Origin of the sequence: Streptomyces sp. 4N124, assembly GCF_052245395.1 — a bacterium.
Taxonomy (GTDB): domain Bacteria; phylum Actinomycetota; class Actinomycetes; order Streptomycetales; family Streptomycetaceae; genus Streptomyces.
Genome location: NZ_JBQQBS010000035.1, coordinates 92,765 through 105,678, shown reverse-complemented (window position 1 = coordinate 105,678; position 12,914 = coordinate 92,765). Strand labels below are relative to the sequence as shown.

The 12,914-nt window shown below is 68.2% G+C and carries 10 protein-coding genes; 9 read left to right on the top strand and 1 reads right to left on the bottom strand.

Going from position 1 to position 12,914, the window contains the following annotated elements:
* From ACTWQO_RS30380 to ACTWQO_RS30355, 6 genes are all read left to right on the top strand, one after another.
* Window positions 1-801 (top strand): VWA domain-containing protein (locus ACTWQO_RS30380; protein WP_443240561.1); only part of this gene is annotated, 801 nt, incomplete at its 5' end.
* A gap of 156 nt (window positions 802-957) precedes the next feature.
* Window positions 958-2,670, top strand: a complete 1,713-nt coding sequence (metG, locus tag ACTWQO_RS30375; protein ID WP_443240560.1) for a methionine--tRNA ligase — start codon at window positions 958-960, stop codon at window positions 2,668-2,670.
* A gap of 113 nt (window positions 2,671-2,783) precedes the next feature.
* Window positions 2,784-3,248, top strand: coding sequence for a hypothetical protein (locus tag ACTWQO_RS30370; RefSeq protein ID WP_443240559.1), 465 nt, complete (start codon window positions 2,784-2,786; stop codon window positions 3,246-3,248).
* A gap of 153 nt (window positions 3,249-3,401) precedes the next feature.
* Complete coding sequence (locus ACTWQO_RS30365; protein ID WP_443240558.1) at window positions 3,402-4,310, top strand: hypothetical protein; 909 nt, start codon at window positions 3,402-3,404, stop codon at window positions 4,308-4,310.
* Between the two features lie 115 nt (window positions 4,311-4,425).
* Window positions 4,426-4,791, top strand: a complete 366-nt coding sequence (locus ACTWQO_RS30360; protein ID WP_443240557.1) for a PH domain-containing protein — start codon at window positions 4,426-4,428, stop codon at window positions 4,789-4,791.
* A gap of 121 nt (window positions 4,792-4,912) precedes the next feature.
* Window positions 4,913-6,346 (top strand): FG-GAP-like repeat-containing protein, encoded by a 1,434-nt coding sequence (locus ACTWQO_RS30355; RefSeq protein ID WP_443240556.1) that lies wholly within the window; start codon window positions 4,913-4,915, stop codon window positions 6,344-6,346.
* A 65-nt stretch (window positions 6,347-6,411) separates the two neighbouring features.
* Here the strand turns inward: ACTWQO_RS30355 and ACTWQO_RS30350 are convergent, their stop codons facing one another.
* Entirely contained in the window at window positions 6,412-7,350 is a 939-nt protein-coding gene (locus ACTWQO_RS30350) for an intradiol ring-cleavage dioxygenase (protein ID WP_443240555.1), read from the bottom strand.
* Window positions 7,351-7,501: 151 nt separating this feature from the next.
* Here ACTWQO_RS30350 and ACTWQO_RS30345 point away from each other — a divergent pair, with 151 nt between their 5' ends.
* From ACTWQO_RS30345 to ACTWQO_RS30335, 3 genes are all read left to right on the top strand, one after another.
* Window positions 7,502-10,948, top strand: a complete 3,447-nt coding sequence (locus ACTWQO_RS30345; protein WP_443240554.1) for a tetratricopeptide repeat protein — start codon at window positions 7,502-7,504, stop codon at window positions 10,946-10,948.
* Window positions 10,949-10,970: 22 nt separating this feature from the next.
* A complete protein-coding gene (locus ACTWQO_RS30340) occupies window positions 10,971-11,354 on the top strand; it encodes a hypothetical protein (RefSeq protein WP_443240553.1) in 384 nt (127 codons plus the stop codon).
* Between the two features lie 87 nt (window positions 11,355-11,441).
* Window positions 11,442-12,896, top strand: coding sequence for an AAA family ATPase (locus ACTWQO_RS30335; protein ID WP_443240552.1), 1,455 nt, complete (start codon window positions 11,442-11,444; stop codon window positions 12,894-12,896).
* The last annotated feature ends 18 nt before the right edge of the window (window positions 12,897-12,914 follow it).

The window sequence follows — 12,914 nt, the reverse complement described above, 5'->3', positions numbered from 1 at the left end:
ACCGTGAACGAACCGCTGGCCGCCGACGGCGAGGACGCCCCACAGGGGCCACCCGCACCCGACGACGAAAGCAGCACGGGTGGTGCGGGTGGGAACGACAGGGCCGAAGGCGAAGCCGAGGCCGAGTCGCAGCCGGAGCCGCAGCCGCACCCGGAGCCGAAGGCCACCGTGCCCACCACCCTCCAGACGGCCTACACCGCAGCCGCAACCACCCTCACCCACCACAACCTCACCACCACCCAGGCCAAGATCTACCTCGTCCTCGACCGCTCCGCCTCCATGCGCCCGTACTACAAGGACGGCTCCGCCCAGGCCCTCGGCGACCAGACCCTCGCCCTCGCCGCCCACCTGGACCCGGACGCCACCGTCCACGTCACCTTCTTCTCCACGGAAGTGGACGGCACCGGCGACCTCACCCTCCCCGACCACACCCCCACCAAGATCGACGACCTTCACGCCTCCCTCGGCCGCATGGGCCGTACGAGCTACCACGCCGCGGTAGAAGAAATCACCACCCACTACACCAAGTCCGGCACCACCCTCCCCGCCCTCGTCATCTTCCAGACCGACGGCGCCCCGGACGCGAAGACCCCGGCCACCCAGTCCCTCACCGAAGCCGCGAAGACCCACCCCACCCTGTTCTTCTCCTTCGTCGCCTTCGGCGAGCACGACAACAAGGCCTTCGACTACCTCCGCAAACTGAAGACCGAGAACACGGCCTTCTTCCACGCGGGCCCCACCCCGAAGGAACTCACGGACACGGAGTTCTACGAGGGCGTACTGGCGAACTGGCGCCCGTAACGACGGCACCGCACCCGAGGCACCCCACGGAGTGCCCGTCACCCCGTAAAACGGGAGGCGGGCGCCCCATACCAGTCAGCTACGATTTCAAGGTTCGTAGACGGTCCAAACACACCAATACCGTCACTCCATGTAGCGACTTGGGAGCAGCCCGCAATGGCTCGACACCTCATCACCAGCGCCCTTCCGTACATCAACGGGATCAAGCACCTGGGCAACATGGTGGGGTCCATGCTCCCGGCGGACGTCTACTCCCGCTACCTCCGCCAGCGCGGCCACGACGTCCTCTACATCTGCGCGACGGACGAACACGGCACCCCGGCCGAGCTGGCCGCGAAGGAGGAGGGCCTCCCGGTCGACGAGTTCTGCGCGCGGGCACACGACCAGCAGAAGGCGATCTACGACGGCTTCAACCTGGCCTTCGACTACTTCGGCCGCAGCTCCTCCCCCCAGAACCACGAGATCACCCAGGAGATCGCCCGCGAGCTGAAGGCGAACGGCTTCATCGAAGAGCGAGCCATCCGCCAGGTGTACTCGGTCACGGACGGCCGTTTCCTCCCGGACCGCTACATCATCGGCACCTGCCCGCACTGCGGCTACGACAAGGCCCGCGGCGACCAGTGCGAGAACTGCACCCGCGTCCTGGACCCCACCGACCTGATCGACCCGCGCTCCGCCATCAGCGGCAGCAGCGACCTGGAGATCCGCGAGACCAAGCACCTGTTCCTCCTCCAGTCGGCCCTGGCCGGCGAGGTCGAGGCATGGGTCGACGAGCGCGCCGACAACTGGCCGATCCTGGCGTCCTCCATCGCCCGCAAGTGGCTCACGGAGGGCCTGCACGACCGCGCGATCACCCGCGACCTCGACTGGGGCGTCCCGGTCCCGGCGGACACCTGGCCCGACCTGGCCGCCGACGGCAAGGTCTTCTACGTCTGGTTCGACGCCCCGATCGAGTACATCGGCTCGACGAAGGAGTGGGCGGACCAGGACCCGACCGGCAACCGCGACTGGCGCTCCTGGTGGTGGAAGTCGGACGCGGACGTCCAGTACACGCAGTTCATGGGCAAGGACAACGTCCCCTTCCACAGCGTGATGTTCCCGGCGACCCTGCTGGGCACCCGCGCGCCGTGGAAGAAGGTCGACGTGATCAAGGCCTTCAACTGGCTGAACTACTACGGCGGCAAGTTCTCCACCTCACAGCGGCGCGGCGTCTTCACGCACGACGCCCTGGAGATCCTGCCCGCCGACTACTGGCGCTACTTCATGATGGCCAACGCCCCGGAGTCCGACGACTCGTCCTTCACCTGGGAGCACTTCACGGCCACGGTGAACAAGGACCTGGCGGACACCCTCGGCAACTTCGTCAACCGCGTCCTGTCCTTCTCGAAGAAGCGCTTCGGCGACGAGGTCCCGGCGGGCGCGGAGCCCGGCGAGGCGGAGGCGAAGCTCGGCGAGGAGATCGCCCGCCTGCTCACCGAGTACGAGGAGCAGATGGAGGCCATCCAGTTCCGCAAGGCGGCGGCGGCCCTCCGCGCCCTGTGGTCGGCCGGCAACTCCTACCTGGAGGAGAAGGCCCCCTGGCTCCAGATCAAGACGGACAAGGACGAGGCGGCCCTGACCCTCCGCACGGCGATGAACCTGATCCACCTCTACGCGGTGGTCTCGGAGCCCTTCATCCCGACGACCTCGGCCGCCATGCGCCAGGCGTTCTCCCTGACGCAGGACACGACGACCTGGGTGAGCACCGACGAGGCGAAGGCACTGAACTCGGTCCCCGCCGGCACCCCCTTCACCGTCCCCCCGGTCCTCTTCGCCAAGCTCACGGACGACGACCTGGAGACGTACAAGGAGCGCTTCGGCGGCGAGTAGGGGTGAGAAAGGGGTGATCAACTCGCGGACGAAACGAGAAAGTTGCCCGAGCGGTCAATCCGGTATGTGCCCTGCGTACACGGCGCACACGTCACGACCGTATGGTCTGCGCCATGGCAGTACCTGAGGTCATCCCGATCGCCTACGAGCCACACGGCCGTACGGAGGCCATCGGTCGCTACGCGGACGGACAGTTCCTGGGGTCGGTCACCTGGGCCTTCCCCAAGGGCTTCCGCCTTGACGCGGGCTGGGAAGAGCACAAGCGGCTCTACGCCGCGCTGCACACGTTCGACGCCAAGGGCATCTACCGCGACTCGCAGATCCTGTGCGCGGGCACCTGGGCCGAGCAGCAACGCACCCCAGAAGTCCTGCCCCGGGCCCGGGCCCACCTGGCGACCCTGCTCAGGGCCCTGCCCCGCCGCACCTACACGGACATCGCGATCCGCTCCTTCCAACTCACCGTGGAAGGCGTCCTGTTCGGCCTCCTCACCGGAGACGACGAGGGCGAACCCTGGGCCGAGCTCTACCCGGACCACCTGGGCTTCGGCCCACCTTGGAACGGCCTGTACGACACCTGAGCGCGCTGGAGGAGGGCGGCGGGGTAACGGTGATCATTCGAGCGTGTGGTGCGAGCTGACGTCGGCGGCGTGAACGTTGCATCGCCGCTCGAAAGAGTGAACGCACCTCCGTCCCCCGACCAGCCCACCCCTTGATCAACCTATGTTGCACACATGGTCACATCAGCTCATGAGGGCATGCACCGCATCTTCCAGGAGCGGCCCGAAATCCTGGCACCGGTCTTCGAGGTGCTGGGCATCGCGTTACCCGAGAAGGCGACGGTCGACGCGATCGTCTCCGACGCGACGGAGACCAAGCCCATGGCCCGCCACATCGACACCGCCCTGCGGGTCTGCCCGTCCGACGGCGAGGACTTTCTGCTCGCGGTGGAGGCACAGGAGCGGCGCGACGCGAAGAAGGAGTCGAGCTGGCCGTACTACATCGCGTATCTCCAGTCGAAGTACCGCCTGCCGGTACTACTGCTCGTGGTCTGCCGCGACCGCGCCACGACCAAGTGGGCAGCCGGCCCCTTCGACTGCGGGACCCGCGGCTGGACCGCTCAGCGGACCTACCCACTGGTCGTCGGACCGGACAACCTACCGGTGATCACTGACGCGAGAACCGCGGCCGAGAAGCCCGCGATGGCCGTGTTCTCCGCCCTCGCACACGCCAACAGCCCCGACATCGACGCCATACTGAACGCAATGGGCCGTGCCCTCGCGGGGATGGGCTTGGAGGCGGGCGCCTACTTCTGGCAGTTCCTGGAGAAAGGTCTGGGGAAGACCCCAGCCGGAGACAAATGGAGGGACATCATGACGTTCGTCAACTACTTCCCCGGCGAAGGCACACTCCTGGAGAAGGCCTACGTCGAAGGCGAGGCCAGGGGCGAGGCCAAGGGTGTCCTGGCCGTCCTGGAGGCACGCGAAATCCCCGTCTCCGAAGACATCCGCGAACGCATCACCGCCTGCACCGACGTCGACCGCGTCGACTACTGGCTCCGCAAGGCCATCACGGTCACACACGCGGAAGACCTGTTCGCCGAGGACCCGGACATCTCCGAGGAGACGTCCAGCGAGGCTTGAGCCCCTGGCCTGCCTGGCGATCGGGCTGACCTGGGCCTCCATCGGCGCAACCCCCCACTCCTCCCTCTGCGTCCACCCACCGGGCGACACAGCCAATCGAGTGGGGGTTCCATCCATGGCACTGTTCGGCAACGCGCACACGATAGACCCGGGCAAGGCACAGCAGGACTACGCACGTCTGCTGGGCCAGGACGAGCAGGTGCACGCCGCGTACATGCTGATCCGCGACACCATCCTGCTCACCGACCGGCGTCTGATCCTGGTCGACAAACAGGGCATCACCGGCAAGAAGGTGGAGTACCACTCCGTCCCGTACCGCAGCATCACCCACTTCGCCGTGGAGACCGCCGGCACCTTCGATCTCGACGCCGAGCTGAAGATCTGGATCTCCGGCTCCGCGACGCCGATCGAGAAGACCTTCACCAAGGGCGTGGACATCTACGAAGTCCAGGCGATCCTCACCCACTTCGTGGCGAGGTAGGGGAACCAGCGCCGGCCCGGAACTCCGTAGGGCAGCCCGGGACTTCACCGTCCCGGCTCGGCTTTACAATTCCCGCGGGATGCGGGTGCACGGACGGTGCGCCGGGGGTGGAGGGGCTGGGATGGGTAGCAGTGTGTCCAGGGGGAGTTGGAGAGCCGCCGCCGTGATCGTGGCGGCTCTCGTCGGGAGCCTGGTGCTCCCCGTCGGTCCGGCCGCCGCCGTGCACGGCGGTGTTCCGGGTGACTTCAATGGGGACGGCTACCGCGACGCCGTCCTGCCCGCGCCCGGCGCGAACGTGGCGGGCAAGGAGGCAGCCGGTGCCGTGGTCGTGCTGTACGGGTCGTCGTCGGGGCTGGCGACCGCCCGCCGAAAGACCCTCACGCAGAACACGACCGGCATTCCCGGGACGGCCGAGGCGTACGACAGGTTCGGCGCCGCCACCGCCACGGAGGACCTGAATCGGGACGGTTATGCCGACCTGGTGATCTCGTCTCCCTACGAGGACACGAGTAAGGGCACCGACTCGGGTGCGGTGACCGTGGTATGGGGCAGGAAGAGCGGGCTGGCGGGCGGGACCGATCTGCCGACACCGTCGAGTGATCCGACATACTTCGGACTCGACCTTGCCGCGCTCAGCGGCGGATCGGGGGGCAGGACACAGGTGTTGGTCGGGGGATACAACGGTTCTGTCCTCTTCCAGGGTTCGTTCAGCCGCAACGGGAGCTTCGGGTCCGTCACCCCCAACAGGGACACCCCGTCCCTGGAATCCGTCGCGCTCGGCGACCTCAACGGCGACACCACCCCGGACCGGGTCCTCATCAGCAGCCGCATGAGCGGGCTGACCGGCGGCGAGATCTACCTGAACCCCAGCAGGTCCGGGCAGCCCCTCCAGCAGGGCAACGGCCTCATCTCCGCCACCGGCGACCTCAATGGCGACGGCTACGCGGACCTAGTGGTGGGCGATCCGGACGAGCCCGAAGTCGCTGGCGTGGACGGCGCGTTGGGCGGACGAGTCTCTGTCTGGTACGGGTCGGCCACCGGCATTTCGGCCGACGCCACGCCCGTTCACCTCACGCAGAACACCGTCGGCGTGCCGGACACGAGCGAGAAGTACGACGCGTTCGGCGGCACGGTGGCCGTGGCCGACCTCAACCGGGACGGGCTGGCCGACATCGTGGTCGGCACACCGTACGAGAGCACCGGCGGCAAGAAGCGAGCCGGCCGCGCCACGGTGATCCCCGGCCGCGCCTCGGGCACCCTCGGCACCGGCTCGTACAGCTTCACCCAGGACACCTCTGGCGTGCCCAGCGCCTCGGAGACCGACGACTTCTTCGGGACCACCGTCTCGGCGGGCGACGTGAACAAGGACGGCAAGCCGGAGCTGTTCGTCGGCGCCTCGGGCGAGAACAACTCCACGGGCGCGGTCTTCATGCTCCCCGGCGGCTCCACCCACCCAACGGGCACCGGCAGCCGCGTGATCACGGCACCCGCCATCGGCCTCCAGCAGCAGTCCGGCACGCTGCTGGGCGGCGACGGTCTGCTCTGGCTGATCTGAGAGCAGCGGCGACGGGGCGCCCGGGACTTCACGTCCCGGGCGCTCTCGTGTCCGCGCGTCCGGAGTTACATCGACGTGCCCGTGTTCGTCGCCTCCGGGTCCACGCCGACCGTGATGGAGGCCCGGACACCCTTGGCGATGTTGTCCTTGTCGTACTTCAGCTTGAGGAGACCGCCGGTCGTGCCGGACTGGTCGTAGATGGTGTCCTCGGTGAGCGTGGTGCGCTCGGTCGTGGACGTGGAGTACGGCTCGACCTCGGCGGAGGCGAGGACGGACTCCTCGTCGAAGAAGAACTGGCCGGTGTGGCAGGTGGTGCCGCCCTCGTAGCCGGCGTCGGTCCACTCTCCGTCCACGTGGACCTTGGTGTGGATGTGCACGCAGCGGCCCCGGTACCAGCCCGGGAAGATCGTCCGGAAGGTGACGAAGCCCTGCCGGTCGGTCTTCCAGGTGCCGCGCAGGTAGCGCTCGTCGTCGGTCGGCTCCTCATGCACACCACCACCGCCGGTGCCGCCCGAAGGAGCGCCGGACGGCGGCTCACCGGTCGGGGTGCCGGTCGGCGTGCCCGTGGGGGCATCGGTCGGGGCGCCGCCGCCACCGCCGGTCGACAGGCTCTCGTAGCCGGAGTAGATGCCCAACGCGTCGCAGTGCCAGATGTCGACGGCCACGTTCTTCAGCGGCTTGCAGGTCTCCGCGTCGATCACCTTGATGCGGAGGGTCAGCGGATTGCCCTCCTTGTCCTCGGTGATGTCCGTACGGAGCTTGTCCGCGTCGATGTAGTAGGGACCCTCGGTGGTTTCGGCGGTGAGCTTGTAGCAGGTCTCCGCCGAGGTGGAGCTGGCGGACGCGCTCGCCCCGGCGCCCTTTCCGCTCTGGCCGGCGTTCGCGGTCGCGGCCAGCGTGCCGCCGACGCCCACCGCGGCCACGGCCGCTCCACCTGCGACAACGACCTTGCGGCGCGTCACGTTCCGCTTGTGCGCCGGTCCTTGATTCTCGTTTCCCGTCATGGCCAGGACGCTAGGTAAGAGGGCTGTCAGGATCATGGGAAAGCACTATGGATTTCCATGAGAGGGCAAAAGGAGCCCGGGATGGTGGCTAAAGTCGCTGGTCCGAGGGGCCGTTGGGGGTCGGCCCGGAGCCGTCACGGGGGTGATGGGTGTGACGGAGCGGCTTCTGCTGGATATTGCGCAGGACGGCCGGGTGACTGTTTCCGCGTGGCGGGCCGGTGAGTCCCTTCCTGATCGTGTCGGTGACCCGTTCCCGCTGATCTGGCCGCTGGACGGGGCGGCGCTGGAGGAACTGCGCTGGTACCTCGAGGATTACCTGCGCGCACCGTTCGGGGTGTACGGAGAGCGCGGCCCACGAGTGGAGATGGAACTCCCGAAGTGGGGAGCCCAGATCTTCGAGGCAGTCTTCGGTTCGGGGCCGGCCCGGGATGCCTACACCCGAGCCCGGGCGCGGGGTTGCCCGGTGCAGATCGTGGTGCGTTCGGGGGCGGCGGAGTACCTGGGTCTGCCATGGGAGTTGATGTCGGATCCCGAGCGGCCGACCCCGGTCGCGCTCGACGACCAGGTTGTGGTGTCCCGCCGACTGCCCACCGCAGCCCTGGGAGACGTGTTCACGGTCGGCGGATCTCGCCTGCGGGTCCTGATGGTGATCTCCCGGCCGCACGGAACGGCGGACGTGGGCTACCAGATGATCGCCCGGCCGCTGCTACGTCGCCTGGAGGCGGTACGCGGACAGGTGGACCTGGTGGTGTTACGACCGCCGACCCTGGACCACTTGCGGGAGGTGCTGGGGGAGGCACGGAAGGCCGGTGAACCCTTCCAGATCGTGCACTTCGACGGGCACGGGGTGTTCGGGCATACGCCGGCCATGGGCGAGGGTGGGGGTGCGTGGGGACCGCCGGTGATGTTCCAAGGGCCCGGCCCGCAGGGGATGTTGGCGTTCGAGAAGCCCTCGGGTGGAGGCTCCGACCTGGTACCTGCCGGGCGCGTTGCGCAGGTGCTCAAGCATGCGCAAGTGCCGGTCGTTGTACTCAACGCCTGCCAGTCCGCGGTGATGGGCTCACAGGTCGAAGCGACCGTGGCCACACGGTTGTTGCAGGAGGGCGCGGGCGCGGTGGTGGCGATGGCGTACAGCGTGTACGCGGTCGCGGCGGCCGAGTTCATGGCCGCGTTCTACGAGCGGTTGTTCGCCGGGGATCTGTTGTCCGAGGCGGTGTCGGCGGGGCGGCGGCGCCTTGACCGACATCCACTCCGGCCGTCTCCGAAGGGGATGTTGCCGCTGGCCGACTGGGTGGTGCCGGTCGCGTACGAGCGCAGCGAGGTTCGTTTCCCCCGGCTGCGCACCGAGCGGGGCGAACAGGAGTCGCTGGACAACCTTCTGGACCGGATGCGTGAACAGCCCGATACCGAGGAGGGTGAACGGGCGGGACCGGAGACGCCGTTGGCGGCCGAGGGCGAGTTCACGGGGCGCGATGCTTTGCTCTACACGCTGGATACGGCTGCTCGGTTGAACCGTGTTGTTGTTCTGCACGGACCCGGGGGGACCGGGAAAACGGAACTTGCGAAGGCGTTCGGCCGGTGGTGGCGGGACACCGGGGCGTTGGACGACGAGGACGGGGTGATCTGGCATTCCTTTGAACCTGGGGTAGCCACGTTCGGGCTGGAGGGGGTGATCACCAACATCGGCCTGAGCCTCTGGGGCACTGAGTTCGCGCGCGTCGACCCTTCGCGCCGCCAGGCCCTGGTGGAGAAGGCACTCACCTCGCACCGGCTCCTGCTGCTCTGGGACAACTTCGAGTCCGTCCACACCTTGCCCGATCCCACCAACGCCACCAAGCCGCTGTCGGAACCCGAGCGAGACGAACTACGCCACTTCCTGCGGCGCATCGCCGCGGGCGGCAAGAGCGCGGTCATCGTGACGAGCCGTACGCCGGAGACCTGGCTCGGCACCGAGATACGGCGGATCCCGGTGGCCGGCCTGGAGACCGACGAGGCCAACGAATACGCCGAGCAACTCCTGTCCCCCTACCCGGACACCCGGAGGCACCGGGAGTCGAAGGCGTTCGGCGAGCTGATGCAGTGGCTGGACGGACACCCGCTCAGCATGCGGCTCATCCTGCCGCGACTCGACACGACGAGCCCCCGGGAGCTGCTGAGCGGCCTCCAGGGCACCACGCCCCTGCCCGACCCTGACGACGGCGACCGCACGACCTCGCTGTCCGCGAGCATCGCCTACTCCTTCACCCACCTGTCCCCTGCGGACCAGCGCGCCCTCACTGTGCTCAGCCTCTTCCACGGGGTCGCCGATGCCGATGTGCTGGGCCTGTTGTCGGCAGCTTCCGAGTCGCCCGAGTGGTTCCGAGGCCATACCGCCGCCGAGTGGACGCAGGTGCTGGAGCGCGCCACGGAAGTAGGGCTGTTGACGTCGCTGGGCGCCAATATGTACGGCCTTCATCCGGCTCTGCCTGCCTACCTGACGGCCCACTGGCGCACCCTCGCCCCTGACACCCACCGCGATCAACGAGGAGCTGCCGAACGGGCACTCCTCGAAGCCTGCGCCGTCTTCGGTGCGTGGCTGGACCAACAGATCCGAGGCGGAGACGCTCAGCTCGCCATGGCGTTGATCAGCCACCAGCGACGGACTCTGGGCAGCATGCTCGGCTACGCACTCGACCACGGCCTGTGGGACCAAGTCCAAGACATCGCCCAACCGCTGGACGAGTACTGGGACGCACGGGGGCTCGCAGCAGAGGCTCGCGCGTGGGTCGACCGGGCACGAGTGGTCCTCGAAGACCCTGACGGGAGTGTGCCCGACCTCGAGTCCTCCGCAGGAGCGCTGTGGCTCTTTCTGACCGGCTCGCAAGCAAACCGGCAGGTCATGGCGGGCCAATTGGATCAGGCCGAGCGCACCCACAGAGAGGTACTTCACGCCCTGCAGCTACAGCCAAGCACGTCGCGGCAACGCGGCTATCTTGCCGCCATCTACCACCAGCTCGGCAGGGTCGCCGAAGAGCGGGGGCAGTTGGAGGACGCCGAAAACTGGTACCACCAATCCCTCACCATCGAAGAAGCCCTCGGCAACCAACCCGGCCTAGCCAGCACCTACCACCAACTCGGCTGGGTCGCCCAAGAGCGGGGACAACTAGAGGACGCCGAAAACTGGTACCACCAATCCCTCACCATCAAAGAAGCCCTCGGCAACCAACCCGGCCTAGCCAGCACCTACCACCAACTCGGCTGGGTCGCCCAAGCGCGGGGACAACTAGAGGACGCCGAAAACTGGTACCACCAATCCCTCACCATCGAAGAAGCCCTCGGCAACCAACCCGGCCTAGCCAGCAGCTACGGGCAGCTCGGCCTCCTGTCGGAGGCACGGCAACAGCCCCGGGAAGCCCTGGAATGGATGGTTCGATGCGTCACCCTGTTTGAGCAGTTCCCACATCCCTTGACCGGCCCGGGCCCCCACCACCTCAAGCGCCTGACCCGCTCTCTCGGAATCGACGCCCTCGAACCGACCTGGCAGTCCGTCACCGGCGCCCCGCTGCCCCCGGCTGTACGCCACTTCGTACTCGAAGACGACCCACCCGCCACCGTCTGAGCGCCCCACGAGGAGACCGCCCATGCCCGACCCAGTGGAACTCGGCGCCCGAGCCGCCGCGAAGCGCCTGGCCGCTCCCCACACCCCCACCGTCACGACAGACGTGGAAGTCGCTCTCCACGCGCGCGGGACGACAACCACCCGCCCCGACCAGTACCTCGACCCAATTTCCCTCGGTGCCCTCGTCGTGAGCATCGCCAGCCTCACCTGGACCGTCTACAAGGACCTCCGCAAGACCACCCCCACGCCGCAGCCGGACGCCGTCACCCGCCGCGTCCGCGTACGGCTCAGCCAACTCGACACACCCGAAGCCTCCCTCAGCCCGGCAGACCGCGACCGCTGCATCGACATCACCATCGAGGAAACGCTCAACAGCGTCGAGGACGGCGACCCCGAGCAGGACTAGAGCGGGGCAGGCAAACAGCAAAGTCCGCCAGGTATGTTATGTAGACTCAATCTACGTAGAATGAATCTACATAAAGCCGGAGTCCCCATGCCCACCCCCTTCGTCGGCCGTCAGACCGAGCTGGCCCTCCTCCGTAAGCGCCTGGCCCGCGTCTCCGCGGACGCCACCGGCGTCGCCGTGGCCATAAGGGGCCGGCGACAGGTGGGGAAGTCTCGGCTCGTGCAGGAGTTCTGCGACGGCGCCGGGCTGCCGTACGTCTTCTTCACCGCGACCAAGGGCGCCTCCCCCCTGGAAGGGATCGCCGACTTCACCGCGGAGCTGAGGGAATCCTCCCTACCAGCCGCACCCGAACTGGTGCCGGCAACGGCCCCCACGAACTGGCCAGACGCTTTCCGGACGCTCGCCGCCGTCCTGCCCGCCTCGCCCAGCATCGTGGTCGTCGACGAACTGCCCTGGCTCGCCGAGCAGGACCCCGTGTTCGACGGAGCTCTGCAGGCTGCGTGGGACCGGCTGCTGGCCACACGCCCGGTGCTCTTGCTCCTGCTAGGCAGTGATCTGCACATGATGGAGCGCTTCACGGCGTACGACCGACCCTTCTACGGGCGTGCCGACAGCCTCGTCCTCGGCCCGCTCAACCCCGCTGAGACCGGCGACGCGCTGGGGCTGGACGGCGCCGACGCCATCGACGCCCATCTCGTGTCCGGCGGCCTGCCGGGCATCCTGCGCGCCTGGCCGCACGGCACACCGGCGCTCGACTTCATCAAGGCCGAGTGCGCCGACCCAGCCTCACCGCTCTTCGGCGTCCCTGAGGCGGCGCTCATGGCGGAGTTCCCGGCACCCGACCAGGCGCGCCGGGTCCTGGAGGCCGTGGGGAGCGGAGACCGTACGCACGCGAACATCGCCGCGACCGCGGGCAGTCAGAGCGGAGCGCTGCCCTCCGGGATACTGTCCCCGCTACTGAGACGCCTCACCGTGGAGAAACGGGTGCTCGCCGCGGACTCGCCGCTGTCCACCAGCCCCGGCAAGCCCGCGCTCTATCGCGTGGCCGACAGCAACCTGCGGCTCTACCTGGCGGCGACGCGATCCGCTCAGGAACTGTCCAGGCGCGGGCGCCCCGACGCCGCCTACCGGATCGTGGAGCGGCGTTGGGCTGCATGGCGGGGACGAGCCGTCGAGCCCCTGATCCGTGAGGCGCTGGAACTTGCCGCAGCGGCTTCCGACGGTTTCCCCTGGCCCGATACGGAGGTCGTCGGCGGCTGGTGGAACCGGCGGTTCTCACCGGAGATCGACCTGATCGGCGCGGACCGCGCCCCTGTGGCCGGGTCTCTGCACTTCGCCGGCTCCGTGAAGTGGCTCGCCTCCCCTTTCGACCAGCATGACCTGACCGCCCTCATGCAGGGTGCCGCCCAGGTCCCCGGTTTCACTCCGGGGGCCACGGGTCTCGCCGTCGTGTCCCTCTCAGGTACGACGGGAGCAGTGAACGAGAGTGGCGTCGGGCTGGTGTGGGGGGCGCGGGACGTGGTCTCGGCCTGGGGTCGCTGAGCGACTCTCCGACATCAC

Bases quoted from the DNA above. Each gene is read 5' to 3' on its own strand.
- metG (WP_443240560.1), top strand. From the start codon at position 958: ATGGCTCGACACCTCATCACCAGCGCCCTTCCGTACATCAACGGGATC.
- ACTWQO_RS30350 (WP_443240555.1), bottom strand. From the start codon at position 7,350: ATGACGGGAAACGAGAATCAAGGACCGGCGCACAAGCGGAACGTGACG.
- ACTWQO_RS30365 (WP_443240558.1), top strand. From the start codon at position 3,402: ATGGTCACATCAGCTCATGAGGGCATGCACCGCATCTTCCAGGAGCGG.
- ACTWQO_RS30335 (WP_443240552.1), top strand. From the start codon at position 11,442: ATGCCCACCCCCTTCGTCGGCCGTCAGACCGAGCTGGCCCTCCTCCGT.
- ACTWQO_RS30340 (WP_443240553.1), top strand. From the start codon at position 10,971: ATGCCCGACCCAGTGGAACTCGGCGCCCGAGCCGCCGCGAAGCGCCTG.
- ACTWQO_RS30360 (WP_443240557.1), top strand. From the start codon at position 4,426: ATGGCACTGTTCGGCAACGCGCACACGATAGACCCGGGCAAGGCACAG.
- ACTWQO_RS30355 (WP_443240556.1), top strand. From the start codon at position 4,913: ATGGGTAGCAGTGTGTCCAGGGGGAGTTGGAGAGCCGCCGCCGTGATC.
- ACTWQO_RS30370 (WP_443240559.1), top strand. From the start codon at position 2,784: ATGGCAGTACCTGAGGTCATCCCGATCGCCTACGAGCCACACGGCCGT.